The 14,500-nt window shown below is 68.2% G+C and carries 16 protein-coding genes; 10 read left to right on the top strand and 6 right to left on the bottom strand.

Annotation, left to right across the window (positions count from 1 at the left end; translation table 11 throughout):
• Positions 1 to 119 precede the first annotated feature (119 nt).
• Positions 120 to 431, bottom strand: coding sequence for a hypothetical protein (locus tag FH608_RS43240; RefSeq protein ID WP_139636825.1), 312 nt, complete (start codon positions 429 to 431; stop codon positions 120 to 122).
• A gap of 47 nt (positions 432 to 478) precedes the next feature.
• Positions 479 to 850 carry a hypothetical protein gene (locus tag FH608_RS43235; RefSeq protein WP_139636823.1) on the bottom strand — a complete coding sequence of 124 codons (372 nt, stop codon included), beginning with the start codon at positions 848 to 850 and terminating at the stop codon, positions 479 to 481.
• Positions 851 to 961: 111 nt separating this feature from the next.
• On the opposite strand from FH608_RS43235, the gene FH608_RS43230 reads away from it, so the two are divergent.
• Complete coding sequence (locus FH608_RS43230; RefSeq protein WP_226900426.1) at positions 962 to 1,276, top strand: calcium-binding protein; 315 nt, start codon at positions 962 to 964, stop codon at positions 1,274 to 1,276.
• Between the two features lie 4 nt (positions 1,277 to 1,280).
• On the top strand, positions 1,281 to 2,447 hold the full coding sequence (locus FH608_RS43225) for a hypothetical protein (RefSeq protein WP_139636821.1): 1,167 nt from the start codon (positions 1,281 to 1,283) through the stop codon (positions 2,445 to 2,447).
• Positions 2,448 to 2,809: 362 nt separating this feature from the next.
• On the opposite strand, the gene FH608_RS43220 is transcribed toward FH608_RS43225, so the two are convergent.
• Positions 2,810 to 3,088 carry a tyrosine-type recombinase/integrase gene (locus tag FH608_RS43220; RefSeq protein WP_139636819.1) on the bottom strand — a complete coding sequence of 93 codons (279 nt, stop codon included), beginning with the start codon at positions 3,086 to 3,088 and terminating at the stop codon, positions 2,810 to 2,812.
• Positions 3,089 to 3,319: 231 nt separating this feature from the next.
• Here FH608_RS43220 and FH608_RS43215 point away from each other — a divergent pair, with 231 nt between their 5' ends.
• Positions 3,320 to 3,730 (top strand): VOC family protein, encoded by a 411-nt coding sequence (locus FH608_RS43215; RefSeq protein ID WP_139636817.1) that lies wholly within the window; start codon positions 3,320 to 3,322, stop codon positions 3,728 to 3,730.
• 255 nt (positions 3,731 to 3,985) lie between these two features.
• Positions 3,986 to 4,651, top strand: coding sequence for a maltokinase N-terminal cap-like domain-containing protein (locus FH608_RS43210; protein WP_139636815.1), 666 nt, complete (start codon positions 3,986 to 3,988; stop codon positions 4,649 to 4,651).
• 178 nt (positions 4,652 to 4,829) lie between these two features.
• Here the strand turns inward: FH608_RS43210 and FH608_RS43205 are convergent, their stop codons facing one another.
• Positions 4,830 to 5,024, bottom strand: coding sequence for a type 2 periplasmic-binding domain-containing protein (locus tag FH608_RS43205; RefSeq protein ID WP_193318950.1), 195 nt, complete (start codon positions 5,022 to 5,024; stop codon positions 4,830 to 4,832).
• A gap of 77 nt (positions 5,025 to 5,101) precedes the next feature.
• Between FH608_RS43205 and FH608_RS43200 the strand changes: the two genes are divergently transcribed.
• From FH608_RS43200 to FH608_RS43185, 6 genes are all read left to right on the top strand, one after another.
• Positions 5,102 to 5,647, top strand: coding sequence for an FAD-binding protein (locus FH608_RS43200; protein WP_139636813.1), 546 nt, complete (start codon positions 5,102 to 5,104; stop codon positions 5,645 to 5,647).
• 95 nt (positions 5,648 to 5,742) lie between these two features.
• Positions 5,743 to 5,880, top strand: coding sequence for a hypothetical protein (locus FH608_RS52055; RefSeq protein WP_193318949.1), 138 nt, complete (start codon positions 5,743 to 5,745; stop codon positions 5,878 to 5,880).
• A gap of 192 nt (positions 5,881 to 6,072) precedes the next feature.
• Positions 6,073 to 7,803 carry a hypothetical protein gene (locus FH608_RS43195; RefSeq protein ID WP_139636811.1) on the top strand — a complete coding sequence of 577 codons (1,731 nt, stop codon included), beginning with the start codon at positions 6,073 to 6,075 and terminating at the stop codon, positions 7,801 to 7,803.
• A 243-nt stretch (positions 7,804 to 8,046) separates the two neighbouring features.
• Positions 8,047 to 10,107: a SpoIIE family protein phosphatase gene (locus FH608_RS43190; protein WP_139636809.1), complete on the top strand. Its 2,061-nt coding sequence runs from the start codon at positions 8,047 to 8,049 to the stop codon at positions 10,105 to 10,107.
• A 319-nt stretch (positions 10,108 to 10,426) separates the two neighbouring features.
• The gene (locus tag FH608_RS52050) at positions 10,427 to 10,600 is read left to right on the top strand and encodes a hypothetical protein (protein WP_193318948.1); all 174 of its coding nucleotides are present in this window, start codon (positions 10,427 to 10,429) and stop codon (positions 10,598 to 10,600) included.
• A gap of 439 nt (positions 10,601 to 11,039) precedes the next feature.
• A complete protein-coding gene (locus tag FH608_RS43185) occupies positions 11,040 to 12,884 on the top strand; it encodes a vWA domain-containing protein (protein ID WP_226900442.1) in 1,845 nt (614 codons plus the stop codon).
• 69 nt (positions 12,885 to 12,953) lie between these two features.
• Here the strand turns inward: FH608_RS43185 and FH608_RS52045 are convergent, their stop codons facing one another.
• Complete coding sequence (locus tag FH608_RS52045; protein ID WP_226900425.1) at positions 12,954 to 13,286, bottom strand: sulfotransferase; 333 nt, start codon at positions 13,284 to 13,286, stop codon at positions 12,954 to 12,956.
• Complete coding sequence (locus FH608_RS53425) at positions 13,183 to 14,442, bottom strand: glycoside hydrolase family protein (protein WP_139636805.1); 1,260 nt, start codon at positions 14,440 to 14,442, stop codon at positions 13,183 to 13,185. The genes FH608_RS52045 and FH608_RS53425 overlap by 104 nt, the downstream gene beginning before the upstream one ends.
• Positions 14,443 to 14,500 lie beyond the last annotated feature (58 nt).

The raw sequence follows: 14,500 nt of genomic DNA, 5'->3' as shown, positions 1-14,500 counted from the left end.
TGGCCTGCCCGAGACGCTCGGCGGGCGGCGGTTCCCCGAGCCGCAGGCAGCCGGAGCCCGGTTGCTCCTCACTGCTGGGCACCCGAAAGATCGAGGCTAACGATAGATGACCCGGTTCTCTAGAACGAGTCCTTGTCAATGAAGTTTCCGACGACGAGGAGATCGCCAGGAACGTAAGCCTGCTCCAAGCTGATGACTTGAGCGGCGGGGAAGAGCAGGTTTTCCAGGGCGAACACCGAGACAGGCTTGAAGGTCACGCTGCCCACTTGGTCCTTGAGTGCAGTCGGGAGCTTGCCCTTGATGCCGTCCAGCGCTCGCATTTTGAGGTCGTTGTCGGTGCAGGCGCATGGGCCGCCCGGAGTGAGCGTGCTGTTACCTTGGTTGAAGCCGCCGACGAAGATGTCCCGGAACATGATCTTGGTGTCGATCATCAGCGAGCATGCGTAGTTGTCCGGGATCGGTTCGTTGACGTTGATGGTCAGGTCGTTCTTCTGGGAGCCGTGGTTCGTGATGAGTTCTGGTTGATCTTCTCGGCGTTGTCGGCCTCCCGTTCGGCCTCCCTGCGCTGCCGGATCTGGCTCTGGTAGCCGCGGATGGTGTCGCTGAGGTTTCTGGCCACATCCAGCATCGCGGCCACATAGTCCTGGTAGGTCGCGTACGTCAGGTAGGGGACCGTGGCACCCTCCGTCTGCAGTTTCTGGGCGACGCGCGCCAAGTACCGGGCCTGGGTGCGGACGGCGAGAAGTTCCTCGTCGGAGGAGTCGGCAGGCACCAAGTCGGCGAGCCACTCCAGATGGTTGCGGCTGAGCTTACGGACGATCTCGGCTTGCACGCAGCCCTTGCTCTTCAAGGGCGAGGACTTCCCGCACACCGACCTCACCCCCGCACAGCCTTGACAACCAGCAATCTCCACGCCCGAGCGCGATCACAGCGGCTTCCTCCGGGAGTATCGTGTGTTGCCGTGACTCGCCGCCCCCATGACGATCATCTGGATGAGCTGATCGAGCAGGCGATCGTGGACGCCTACGACGATGACGAGCAGCTCTCCGGCTTCCATGTGATGATCGGCGACAATCTGGCGATGCCGTTCGAGACGACCGTGCTCGGCCTGCAAGTCACCGTCACCGCGATCGACTTCCTGGTCGGGAGTGGCATCGTAGCGATCTGCCGCCATGGCGAGCACAAGCAGGCGATCGGCATCCTCGAGCTGCCGCTCCCCGACCCGCCACCGGCCGGAGCCGAATGGATCCACGCGTTCCGCCGCTGGGCCGGGTGACAGCATGAGCGAATACCAGTACTACGAGTTTCTGGCCATCGACCGGCCGCTCACCGAGCAGCAGCAGGCCGAGGTGCGTGCCCTGTCCACCCGGGCCCACATCACCGCCACCAGCTTCACCAACGAGTACCACTGGGGCGACTTCCACGGCGACCCGTCCCGCATGATGGAGCGTTACTACGACGCCCACCTGTACCTGGCCAACTGGGGCACCCACCGCATCATGCTGCGCCTGCCGAAGGCCCTGCTCGACCCCGAGCAGGCCGAATGCTACTGCGTAGGCGATCAAGTCGGCGTCTGGACCAGCGGCGCACACCTCATCCTCGACTTCACCAGCGAAGCGGAAGAGGAGTACTGGGAGAACGACGTCGAACGCTCGCTGTCGGCCATCGTCGGCATCCGCGCCGAGCTGGCCGCCGGGGACCTGCGGCCGCTGTATCTGGCCTGGCTGTCGGCGTACGGGACCTGGGAGCGTGACGAGGACGCCTTCGACTACGAGAAAGAGGACGAACTGGAGCCGCCCGTCCCACCCGGACTGGGCTCGCTCAGCGCACCGCAACGGGCCCTGGCCGACTTTCTGCGCCTGGACGACGACCTGCTCGCAGCCGCCGCCGAAGCCAGCCCGCCGGCGCAACCCGTACAGCACAACCGAACGGCCCTGACCGCCTGGATCGGCGCTCTGCCCGCCAAACGCAAGGACGCGCTGCTGCTGCGGGTGATCGAGGAAGACGGCGCGAAGGTTCGGTGGGAGCTGCTGCGCGAGTTCGGCGGCGGAATCACCGGCCAGGCGGTGGAGACAGGGCGGACGGTCGCCGAACTGCTCGACGCCGCCGCCACCCGCCGCCACATACGCGAGCAGCAGGAGGCGGCCCGGCGCGCCGGAGAACAGGCCCAACGAGAACAGGAGCGACGGCAGGCCAGGGAACTGCGCCTGAACCGGCTCGCCCAGGATCTCGACGCCGCATGGAACGTGGTGGAGACCTCGATCGGCACCAAGAAGCCCCGCGAATACGATCTGGCCGTCGAACTTCTGCGTGACCTGCACGCCCTGGCCATCCGCGACGATCATGTCGGCGCTTTCACCCGGCGCCTCGCCCGCCTCCGGGAACGACACCAGCGCAAGCCCAGCCTCATCAAGCGGCTCAACGACGTGTGCCTCACAGCCGAGTAACCGGCGGTTCCATGCCTGGTGACCAGCGGTCCGCACCAGCGAGATCCACGTGGCACACTGCCCAGGCAGTCGAGAAGTGCGCATGGTCAAGGGATGCCAACCGTTGCACGGTTGCTCGTTGGATGCTCATCGGCACCTGATGCGGCATACCACCGGGCGGCATCCTCGGACATTTTGAGCGCGGGCAACGCATGGCATGGCGATACAAGAGGACACGTTGCGATAGCGGGCGGCATTGAGAACTGCGGCTTTTAATCCGTAGGTTCCGGGTTCGAGCCCCGGGCGCCCTACCACCAATGACCTGGGCGGACTCGTCGATCATGATGATCAGAAAGCCCGCCCGGTTGCATTCCCAGTTGCAGTTAGCCCCAGAGAGCCCGACCCATGCGGGCTGCGCCGTCAGTCGAGAGCGTCGCCGTGATATGGGTGTAGCGCTTGGTGGTGGTCAGTTGTGAATGGCCGATGATCTCCTGAACGACGCTGATGTCCAGCCATTGTTCGATGAGAAGGCGCGCGGCAGTGTGGCGGGCGTCGTCTACGCGGGCGTCCTTGTCCTGCCACCGCTCCCCCGCCGCTTCCTTCACGGCGTGCTGGGCCTCTTGGTGGGGCTTGAGGAGCGGGATCAGCGGGGGCGGGATCATGACGGCTTCCTTGCTCTTGGCCTTGGGCGGTCCTTCGGGCACGGGTAGCGGTAGAGCCTTTCGCCGCCGGCGTGCGGGTCCTTACAGCCGCCCGCCGCACGCAGCGCTCGCCGTACCAAGCCTCACACCCGCCGACAGGGACGCGCCGTCGCAGATGCCGCCACTGCGTCCGCACAGAGGACAGCTCGGGCACAGCCCAAGGCTCCCCTGATCTTGTGGCAAGATCGCGGGATGCTGCGACTCACCGATTTCATCATCGACTGCCCTGACACGATGAAGCTGGCGGCCTTCTACTCCGAGGTGACGGGCCGCCCGATCAAGGTAGGCAGCCACGAGAACTGGGCCGGCATCAAGTTCGGCGAGGTCGAGCTGGCCTTCATCCGGGTGGACGACTACCGCGCTCCGCAGTGGCCCGACAGCGAGCACCCCAAGCAGTTCCACCTCGACTTTGAGGTGGACGAGATCGAGTCCGAGCAGCGCCGCGTCATCGATCTCGGCGCGACGCTGCAGCAGGACTTCACCGGCCCCGACGGCTACGGCTGGCGGGTCTACACCGACCCGATCGGCCACCCCTTCTGCCTGTGCCGCAACAAGGGCGTCATCTGGACCGACCAGGGCCCGATCTGGCCCAAGCGTGACTAGAGCTACGGGTCAGCCACCACACCCATACAGGTCGCGATCGCGCTGTGGCTGATCATCAAACTGGTTGACGGCGATCGAAGGTCCGGGCTTCCTTCGTCAGCCCGGCCCACCGTCTCGGAGGGCGCGGAGGGTACACAGGCCGAAGGGACCGGGAGCCGCTGGGCACGGGGACGCGTCTGGTTGTTGGTCCAGGGCCTTACCGTGCGGATGGGAAAATGTGAAGGTCGTACCGCTCAACGGAAGAGAATCCTCGGCATGGCCGTCATTCACCACACCGACCTCAAGCCGACCAAGTTGGAACTGCTCGCCTCCTGGCTACCCTCCCGGCCGTGGTACCTCGGGGCGGGCGAGCCAGAGTTGGCCAAGGCCGGGGGCTTCCGGCTGGATGACCCCCAGGGCGAGGTCGGGATCGAATTCTTGGTGGTCACCGACACCTCAGGCACTCACCCGACCAGCTACCTGGTGCCGCTCACCTATCGCGGTGCCCCGCTCGACGGTGCCGAGCACGCTCTCGTCGGCACCATGGAGCACGGTGTGCTGGGGCGGCGCTGGGCCTACGACGGCTGCCACGACCCGGTGCTGGTCACCCAGTTGCTGGCGCTGATCGAGGGCCGGGTCCACGCCCAGGACCAGAACACCAGCGACACCCCTGACCGGGAGGTCACCCGCTCCTACATCGGTGACAGCCTCGCCCTCACGGAACTCACCGCCACCGCCGCCACCGACGACCAGGAGGGCACAGAGCTGCCTGCACCGCAGGGTACGGCCCTGCGCCTGCACCGGGTCCTCCGCCCCGCCCCGGACAACGCGCCTTTCCTTCCGCCGGAAGCGATGGGCCACGTCGCCGGCTCCTGGCGTGTGCCGGACGGCACCCGCGCGCGGGGGCTGCTCGTTGTCCTGCACGCCGGCCCTCGTACCTGAAGAGCGTGGCGATTTCCACAACCACGCAGGCGGCGGCGACCAGCATCCGGACCCGGCCGGCGACCAGGGGACGGTCGCGGAGCCGCTTGCGGGTGTCGCTGCGAACGCGGCCGGGGGCCGGGCGCTGGGCATCTGCTCGGTGAGCAACCCGGACAAGCTCACCAGAATCCCCTGGTAGTCAGCGGTCCGGCAGGTCCAGCAGGTTGAGGAACGCGGTCGCCGCCGGGGTGCGTCCGACGCCGCTCCAGTCGAGGTACTCGACGCGCATGGGCGCGTCGGTGATCTCGATGGTGGCCAGACCGGTCAGGTGGGGGACGTAGACCGAGGGCAGCAGCGCGATCGCCAGCCCCTTCCGCACGAGCCGGGCCATCATGAAGTCTCCTCCCCTCGGTCCGCGTAGACGCGGCCACGATCATCGACCTCGTCGAACGTCCGCGCGGTGAGTCCAATGTGGACCACATCTGCCTGGTCGTGGCGCCGCTCGACTGGCCGGCGGTCATCGACTCCGGGGTGCTCGACGTGGTCCAGGGCCCGGTCACCCGCTCGGGCGCCCGCGGCGACGGCCAGTCGATCTACGTCCGCGATCCCGACGGGAACACCGTCGAACTCCGCTCGTACCCCCAGGACCTCGACCAGCCACCGCTCGACGGCGAGCTCGTGCGCGACCCGGCCACCCGCGAGCGCGCCGCGGCCGACTTCGGCCACGTCGTGCGCACCGTCCCGGAGGCGGTGCTCCGCCCCGGCTCGGTCGCGGACGTCGCCGCCGTCGTGCGATGGGCGGCCGGCGCCGGCAAGCAGGTCGCCGCCCAGGGCGCGCGGCACTCGGTGTACGGCCGGGCCCAGGTCGGTCACGGCGTCGTCGTCGACATGTCCGGACACAACACGATCCACCACGTCGGCGCGGACCGGATCGTCGTCGACGCGGGCGCGACCTGGCGCGACGTCCTCGCGGCCGCGCTCCGCGACGGCCGCACCCCACCGGTCCTCCCCGAGTAGCTCCGCCGGCTCCTTCTATAAGCACTTCGCCGGCGCTCATCGACCCGGAGTTCGCCGAACATGTCGCCCAGATCCGCCACGCCCAACTGCAGACCATGCGCGGACACCTCCAGCGGCTCCAGACCGCCGGGTTCGACCTGCCCGGCGACCCCGCCGTACTGTCATCGGCGTTCAACGCCCTGATGGAGGGGTTCTGCGCGGTCTGCCTCACCGGCCCCGGTCATAACGGCTGACCGATCACCACGTCGACAACCGTGGGCCGCGGTACCGATGCGGTGCCAATGAGGACGTTGCGGGTGGCCTGGGCGGTCCATGGGCTCCGTGACTCCGAGCAGGTGCGCGCGGCGGCTCGCCGCGGCGGCGCCGCGCTAAGATCGCGTCCCGTGCTGTCCGATGGTTTATGGCGGATTCTCAGGATCGGATTAGTGGGTCTGGTTCTCGCGGCGGCGGTCGCGGGACTGCTGATCGGGGACTCCTGGCTCTGGGTGGCCGTCCAATGGTCGCCCCCGGCCTATGGGGCGTTCTACGCGCACAACGGGTTCGACACCCTGACGGTGGTGGCGCTGCTCATGGCCGCCCCGGTGAAGGCCGCGCTCCTGTGGCTGATCCTGCGTGCCCCCGCACCGGGACCGCTGAGTCGCCGGGCGAGGGCGCTGCGCCGGCTGCTGTATCTGGCGGTGGCGTACGCGCTCGTGTTGTGGTTGCCGATCGCGCTGCTCCCCGACGTGGTCGACGCGGCGTTCCAGCTCGCGCTGTGGACCGCGATCGACGTCCTGTACCTGCTCGTCATCCGCTGGCGGTCCGGGATGCTGCGCACGGCGGCCGGGGTGCTGTTCGCGCTCGAACTGGCCGGGATGGCCGATGAGCTGCTCGACGAGCTCGACCTCCTGGAGCTCGGCTCAGGCGACATCCTCGGACTGGGCCTGATGCTGGGCGGAGTGGCGGCGACCGTCATCACGGTCATCGGGCAGTGGCGCGACGGCCGGTGGAGCCGCGGCACGCTGACCGCCGGATGGTTGTCGGTGGGCGTCTACGCACTGGTGATCCCACTCAACCTTCTCCTCGAAGAGGTCTTCAGCGGCAGTCTGGCGACAAGCGTCATGATGGACGCGGTGGGGCTCGTCAGCACCGTGTGGATCGCGGCGACCGCCCGCGAACTGCCCGCTGACGACCGCCTGGAGGACCTTCCGCCCGCTCGGCGGCGCGCGGTCCGGGTCGCGGTGGCGACCGTGGCCGTGCTGCCGATCATCGCCATGATCCAACCGGAGCAGAACGCGTACCTCACCTACACGGACAGGTCGCCGGGCTGCTACGACCGGCCCAGCTTCGGCGATGTGAAACCCGCGGCACGCGACGCCGTGTTCCTGTGCCGGGCGCGGAGCACAGACGGCGGGGTGCCGCCCATGTTCCCGGACGGTCTGTCGGACCAGGCGATCCTCGCGTACGGGCGGGAGCTTTGCCGTGCGAAGGACCGCAACGAGCAGGAGGCGATCCTGAAGCGGGCCGGGAGCGCGCGGCCCGCCTGGGGCGCGGACCCGTGGGACCTCGTCTACGTCTGCCCGGAGATCATCGGCGAGACCCATCCCGAACTGCTGCGGTCGACCGCGGAGATGAAGGCGGCGAACGACGCCTACATCGCCGAGCAGAACGCGAGGTGCCGCGATCCGTGGCCCCGGACGAAGGGTGTCGTCCAGGCCACGGCCAACTACTTCCTGTTCGTCGACGGCGATCCCGGCTATCTGGTCCACGACCCCGCGGACGAAGCTGCCGAGGAGGCGGCGGGACAGGCGATGGACAAGGTCTTCGACGACAGCACCGGCATCGGGGTGGCCCGCACCGCGGCGCTCATCGGACATGTCGAGGACGTCGTCGATCTGTGCCTCACGGTGAAGGCCCTCCGTACCGCGCCGCCACGGCGGACGGCCGGGTGGGATCAGGTCAACGAGGTGCCGATCGTCAGCCTCAGCGGCCGGCTCACCGTGCCTGAGAAGGGTGAGGGCGAGGTGGGTGCGGGTGCCCCGATGCCGAACCTGGCGATCGCGGGGAAGGGCCGCTACCGGCTCCGTGTCTACGTGCGGGTCGGCGATGTCGGGGAGGAGCACCTGGTCGTCGTGTTCCCGGGTGCGTCGAGGAAGAGGCTCAAGCTGAAGCCGTGAGGGGTGGCGCCACGGATCGGGCGCATGCGGCCGGCACGGTAGATCGTGCGGGCGCCCGACAGGCGAAGGCGCCTTGGGCTCTCGAAGCGCCCTCTGAAGCCTTTGTCAAGGCCTGATGGTCCCTTTGTGCCTTATGTCTTGTTTGTGCGAATGCTTGAGTGGTGGCATAGGGGGATTCGCGTGCCTCGTTGGGCGGGCGAGGCCACCACGCATGCAGGAACGGGGGAGGCGGCCGGAGCGCTGATGGGAGAACAAGCGCGGCACGGGGGCGGCTTGCCGTTGCGCGCCTTCGATCCCGCTCCCGTCGGGGTGGCCGTGACCAGCGGGCCGGACCACGAGCTCGTCTACATCAACGACGCCTTCAGGACCATGCTCGGCGACCGCACGCTCGGCATCCCCTTCTTCGAGGCGTTCGACGATCTCGTCCAGCGCGGCTACGTCAGCCATTTCGACCGCGTCTATCGGACCGGGGAGTCGCTGGCCCTCAGCGAGGCGCCCTTCGAACTGAGCGGCCAGGGATACGAGCGCTACGCCACCTGCAGCTGGTCGAGGATCTCGCTGGGCGACGGCGTGGACGGCGTGCTCATGATGGTCACCGAGGTCACCGATCGGGTCGACGCCGTCCGGGCGAGCGAGCTGGTCGGCAGCAGCAGGACCAGGTTCCTTCGGCACTACCAGAGCCTGCTGAAGGTCGAGACCCGCTATCGGAGCCTCATGGCGGTCGAGACCCAGGTGCTGGTGGTGGCCGACCCCGTCGGAGACGTCGTCGAGCCCAGCCCCGGCCTGCAGCGGATGACCGGCCAGTCCTGGGAGGAGATGCGCGGCGAGGGATGGCAGGACACCGTGCACCCCGACGACCTGGGGCGGGTCAAGGACGTGATCGCCGAGGCGGCGCGTACGGCCACCCGGTTCGACGTCGTCATGCGGCTGCGCATGGCCGACGGGACCTACCGGCACATCCGCCTGGTGAGCCAGCCGGTGCTCTCCCACGGGGTGCTGGTCGAGTGGGTCGGCGTCTGCTCCGACGTCGAGCAGGAATGGCAGGAGGCACGGCAGGCGGAGCTGCTCGAACAGGCCGCCACCGCCACCGCCAACGTCGCCCATCTCGACGAGGTGCTGACCATGCTCACGCACGTGATCGTGCCCAACGTGCTCGACGGGTGCGGGATCTACCTCGTGCCCGAGTTCGACGGGGAGCTGCCGGAACCCCTGGTGGTCCAGCGGTTCGTCAGCATCGTACGGCGGGACCTGGAGCCCGCTCCCCAACCCGGCACCGTCGTCCTGACGGGCGGGTGGAGCGGCTTCGTCGAGGCGGTGAGGACCCGGCGGCCGGTGCACAGGACCTTCCCGGCCGGAAGGCCGCCGCCGGGGCTGGCGCCGCCCGCGGCCGAGGAGTGGTTCAGGCGCACCGGGGCCAACAGCGCGGCCCTGGTGCCGGTGATCGTCGACGGTTCCGTGGCGGCCGTGCTCGACGCGGTGGTTTGCGGCGACCGCGAGCCGATCGGCGAGACCGACGTCGAGCTGCTGAACCGGCTGGTCGACCACGCGCACGCCCATCTCAGCAACGCCATGCGGTTCCAGCGCACCCAGCGCGTCGCGCTCGCCTTCCAGCAGTACCTGCTCTCCGACCCGCCCGAGATCCCCGGCCTGGAGATCACCGCCCGCTACCGGCCCAGCGCCACGGTCGCCGAGATCGGCGGCGACTGGTACGACTGCTTCCGGCTGCCCGACGGCTCGGCCGTCCTCACCATCGGCGACGTGGCGGGGCACGACCTGACCGCCGCGACCACCATGAGCCAGCTCCGCAACATGCTCAGAGGGCTGGCCATGGACCGCGACGAGCCGCCCGGCGACATCCTGCGCCGCCTCGACGTCGCCACCGAGTCCCTGTACGACGGGGTCACGGCCACCTGCGTGCTCGCCCGCCTGGAGCGCTGCCGGGGCGTCGGGTGGCGGCTCACGTACTCCGTGGCCGGGCATCCGCCGCCCCTGCTGGTCACCAGGGAGGGCGAGGCCCGCTACCTGGACTCCCTCGGCGACCCGCTGCTCGGCGTCGCCGGCGACCAGCCCCGTACGACCGCCGTGGCGCACCTGCCCCCGGAGAGCACCCTGCTGCTCTACACCGACGGGCTGGTCGAGAACCCCGGCGAGCACCTCGACGAAGGCCTGGAGCGCCTCATCCGCAACGCCTCCTCCCTGGCTCGCGAGCCGCTCGACGTCCTGTGCGACCAGCTCCTCGCCCGGCTGAGCATGGCGGCCAAGGACGACATCGCGATGATCGCGCTGCGGCCTCCCGGAGGGTGACGTCCCTTCATCATCGAGCCTGGCTCAGCCGGCTCCGACGGCACGTCATTCACCTGCTCCTGCTCAGGAGGGAGACCCTTACCGGCGGGCTCGGAGGTTTCCGGCTCGGAGGTGGGCGTCTGCGGTCCGGAGGCCTGTCAGGCGGCCGTGTCCGTCGCACCGCAGGCAGTGAGCGCCATGCGCTGCCGCAACAAGGGCTGCCATTCGACGCGGTCGGCGCGGACCTGCTGCAGCGCGGCGGCTTCGACCGCATGCTCCGGGCATCGCCCATCCCGACGCTCGCGAGGCGCTACGCGGCGCGATCCACGCGATCGTCGAGATGTACGCGGCCAACGTGGACGTGTTGCGCGTGCTCGCGTCGACGGCGCTGCTGAACGCCGCCGCGGTCGGCGGCGCTGTCGGCGGCGCTGTCGGCGGCGCGGTGCAGCGGATGGAGCCAGGCCGCGCCACCGGAATGGCCGAACTGGCTCAGCGGCCACCGTACCGGGCGTGAGAGGTCCGGTCGGCTCCGCGGCAATGCTCATAACCCCAATTCAGCCGGTACGGAGGTCTGAAAACGGCCGCTCTTTTTACCACGATAATCTGAGAATTATTCATTTGATCGGATATGCGCCAAAGGTCTTGACAAAGGCTGCTTCTCGTGGACGGTCTCATCGGCAGGAAGTGGCCGAATGCGGCCAGTAGGGAAATTCCCGTAAGTGCCCTATTTACATCGATTCGTCGACCAGTCACCCTATGACCGTGGCCACACCTCGCCTCGTTGATCAACGGCTGGCGCTGAAAAGTCACCGAGGTTGTCAACCAATGCGACATCGTATCCGGTCGCGCCAACGCATGAGGAGCGGGCGTCCCGGATGGCGTAATCATAGAAATTCTGCACGGCCAGCGATCCCAAAGGCATAACGCCACACAGAAGGAATCACACCGTGAGAATGACTCGAAGATTACGGGCTGCCGTGTGCATGGCGGTGGCCGGTGCAATGCTGGTGGCCGGGGTAGGCACGGCGTCCGCCGCGCCCGGGGTCACCCCGGCGGACGTGACGCTGAACCTGGACCCGGGCGGATCGACGACGATCGCCAAGACCGTCTCCACTCCGGCGATCCCGCCCAAGCCGGATATCACCTTCCTGATCGACACGACAGGGAGCATGGGCGGCGTCATCTCGAACGTGCAGACCAATGCGAACGCGATCCTGTCCAACGTCGCTTCGGCGCAGCCGGACGCGCAGTTCGCGGTCGCCGAGTACAAGGACGTGGCGGACCCGACGTCGTTCCGGGTGGCGCAAAACCTCACCGCCAACGACACCGACGTCACCAACGGTCTCAACTCGCTGGTCGCGTCGGGCGGCGGCGACTTCCCCGAGGACGGCATCAACGGCCTGTTCGAGGTCGCGTCCGGGGCTGTCGACCTCAGGCCGAACAGCTCTCGGATCGTGCTGCTGATCGGGGACGCCCCCAGCCATGATCCCAGCAACGGCCATACGCTGGCGGACGCGATCAGCGCCCTGCAGGCAGCCGACATCACCGTGCTCGCGTTCGACCTGGCCGGGCTGGACTCGACCGGGCAAGCGACCGCGATCACCGACGCCACGGGTGGACAGCTGTTCTCCGGCATCAACTCCTCGGAGGTCAGCGACACCATCCTGGAGGCCCTGAGCAACCTGCCGGTCACGGTCACCCACGAGTTGCGCGACTGCGACCCGGACCTGTCGGTGTCCTTGACCCCGGACAGCCGGACGGTGACCAGCGGCGATGATGCCGCCTTCACTGAGACCGTCTCCGTCGGCGGCGGAGCCGTACCGGGAAGCACCATCACCTGCAAGGTGGACTTCCTGCTCAACGGCGCCCTGTCACCGGGCTTCACTGAAACGATCACCGAACACGTCCCGAAGGCGACCCCGTCGATCGCCACGACGCCATCGGGCACGGTGCCCGCGGGCGGGAACGTCTCTGATACGGCGACCCTGTCCGGTGGGTACCACCCGACAGGCACCGTCACGTTCCAGCTGTTCGAGCCCGGTGACACCGGCTGTACGGAGCCGATCGAGACTCGTACCGAAACGGTGTCCGGCAGCGGCACCGCCGCATCCGGCAACGTGACCATCGGCGCGGCCGGCACCTACCGGTGGACCGCCACCTACAGCGGCGACGCCCACAACAACTCCGTCACCTCACCGTGCGGGGACGAAGAAGTCACCGTCACGCCGCAGCGGCTGACCGGACGGGCCTACGGCCTGACCGCTGACGCCTCTCTGGCCGGCATCCAACTGGTCGACATCGCACCCACCCCCGACACCGGCCACATCTCCACCACCTCAACCGATACCACCTCGGTGCCCTGCACCGTCACCCTCAGCGGACTGATCACCGGGCACACCCTGTGCGCCCAGGTCGCCACCACCGCATTCCCCGGCAAATCGGTGGCCACCGCCTCCATCGACGACACCACCGTCGGGATCGCCGGTATCCCCGTGATCACCGTCAAGACCATCAACTCCAGCTCCACCACCACCTGCGCTGGATCGAACGGAACCACCACGATCGCCTTCCTCAAGGTCGGCAACACGGTGGTCATCGCAGAACCTACCGAGATCCAACCCAACACCACCGTCAACGTCGGCGTCGTCAAGCTGGTCCTCAACGAGCAGATCCCGTTCACCACCCCCGACAAAGGCCTGACCGTCAACGCCGTCCACATCACCGTCAACGCCCTCGGCCTGGCCAAGACCAACGTCGTCCTGGCCTCCTCCGAAAGCGATATCGGCAACTGCCCATGATGCAACCCACCTGAACCGAACCCCGGGACCGGGCGGAACACCACAGCTCCGCCCGGCCCCGGCCGGGCTTCAGGCGCCCTGCGGGGCCGCTTTGCTCCGCGCAGGAGGCTCGGTGGGCGCTGTGGGCACCGAGGGGGGCCGGACCACCTTGGCGTCCGGGTACATGTCCGCGAGCTCGCGCCAGAAGAACGAGGCCGGCCAGTCCACGGCGGAACGAAACCCTCGAACACGTGCTCCCAGTACAGCACCACGGCGCGGTCGGCGTCGGACCCGACGTCCAGCCCCGCCTTTCGCGCGGTCACAGCACCGAAGTGCTGTGGAGCATGCGGTAGGTGAAGTAGCCGTCCCAAGGCGGCGGGGTGTTTCCCGTGCCGGGCTCGGTGGCGAAGTAGACGTCGACACCTGAGTAGTCCAGTGGTCTGTCGTAAGCCAGGCCCCCATAGGGGTCGCGGACAAGGCCGGAATTGTGGTTCCACGTGTAGCCGGTCTGGGCCTCGGTGATCTGACCGACGACTGTCCAGGCCCCACTACCTGTCCAGATACCGGATCCCGCGATCCGGTCGACTTCGACGTTCTTCTGGATCTCATTGCCGTCGAGCGGCCCGGTGTCACGGGAGATGACGAACGACTGCCGGCTGGGATCGTAGGCCCAGCACGCGTTGTGCAGGAATCGCCCGGAGTTCGGCAGGAACGGCTCCGGGGTCAGCCCGGCCGTGGTGACGAACGACCTCTCGCCGAGTACCGGTGCGTCGGCGTCGCCGAGGTCCAGCGTGCGTACGGCGGTGCCCCGGTCTGCCACGTCGCAGGAGGGATCCGGCGTGTCCAGGGCCGCGCAGTCCAGGCCGCTGTAGAACAGCAGGAGATTCCCCTGCTGATCGACGCTGGTCACGCTCGGCTGCCCCACGCCGTACCCGGCGGCGTTGTAGCCGGGCTCGGTGACGTCGATGACGGGCTTGGCGACGATGGTCCACGGTCCGAGGGGCGAGGTGGCCAGGGCGACACCGACGACGTTGAACCGCCCGTCAGCGCCATGGTCGTCGTTGTCCGCGGCCGTGAAGAACATCGCCCAGGTGTAGGTCGTCCTGCCCGTCTGGGGTGTCGTGTAGGTGAAGCGTCCCTTGACGACATCGGGATCGCAGATGTGGTACGCCGCCCAACTCGGTGTCGCCGGACTGTGCCCGGGGTCGCCTGCTTCGAGGCGGGGCCGCAGCGCCGTCCGGGTGGGACCCCAGGTGTACGACCCGTTCGGCTGCCGGGTGCCGACATTGAAAAGGACGTGATCGTGGGTGGCCCTGAGGGCGTTGCCGCTACTTGGTGCGTACTCGACCGTGTTGGCGCAGTAGTAGATGATCCTCTGGGTGCCGGAGGTCTGCACGATGGACGGCGCGTACTGGTAGTAGCCGGCGTCCTGATAGCCAGGCTGGCCTGGGTATATCCCTCCGGGTAAAGGGACACCCGAAGAGGCGACGGCGGGCGCCCAGGCGTGAGCCGGAAGCAGGGCCACCAGGGACGCGACAAGGGTGAGAGCGGCAACGATCGACACGCGGCGGATGAGCATCAACGGGTCCTTCGCGGTGAGCCGGTCGGGGCAGAACATCGTTCAATGTAGCGATCTG

Source organism: Nonomuraea phyllanthi (genome assembly GCF_006334985.2).
Classification (GTDB): domain Bacteria; phylum Actinomycetota; class Actinomycetes; order Streptosporangiales; family Streptosporangiaceae; genus Nonomuraea; species Nonomuraea phyllanthi.
The sequence above is the reverse complement of the archived record's forward strand: the minus strand, read 5'-3'. Positions and strand labels throughout refer to the sequence as shown.